Source organism: Synechococcus sp. H55.11, from assembly GCF_047462475.1.
Taxonomy (GTDB): domain Bacteria; phylum Cyanobacteriota; class Cyanobacteriia; order Thermostichales; family Thermostichaceae; genus Thermostichus.
In genome coordinates this window covers 1-606 of record NZ_JANSJI010000327.1, presented here as the reverse complement: position 1 = coordinate 606, position 606 = coordinate 1, and the positions used below count along the sequence as shown (strand labels likewise).

1 pseudogene is annotated in these 606 nt (G+C 61.9%); it reads left to right on the top strand.

The features are described 5' to 3' along the window. Positions 1–446: pseudogene (locus NW853_RS12880) on the top strand (hypothetical protein); the annotation flags it as partial. Positions 447–606: the final 160 nt, after the last annotated feature.

The window sequence follows — 606 nt, the reverse complement described above, 5'->3', positions numbered from 1 at the left end:
CTAGCCTGATCCCACCGGTGGATCGGGAGCAGGAAACCCAGCGGGCCTTAAGTGGAGCCGGACGGGCGGATCCCTTTGTGCCCCAAAACGTGCGTGCCCCTGAGCCAACCCTTGACCTGCCACCTCTGCCTCCGCCTCCGGAACTGCCTCCGCCCGGTGGCGAAGTGCCCGTAGCAGTGGCCACGCCGCTCCCGACGCCCACTCCTGACCCGGCGGCCTTTGCCCGCAGCGTGCAGGTTTCTGGGATGATCCAGATTGGTGGCGAATCCTTTGCTTTGGTTTCTGGCCCAGGCGTCATCCCTTCTGTGGTGCAGGCCGGGCAGAACTACCAAACTGCCAAAGTGGCCGGAGTATCGGTGCCAGAGCGACGGGTTGTGCTCTCGGAAGGAGGCGAGACCGTCGTGAAGACAATGCAAGACACCACTGTGATTGTGGGTGCGCCCTAGCCGTGGCTATTCCAGAGCCCAGCGGTTTGATCTATTCTCCCGCCTCTGGGCAAGGGATTTTTCCAAAGTCAAGTCTAACTCCCCTCTCCCTCTGGGAGAGGGGTTGGGGGTGAGGGAGTCTGGGAAAATCAAAAACGAGGCTCGCTGTTGAGGCGTGACG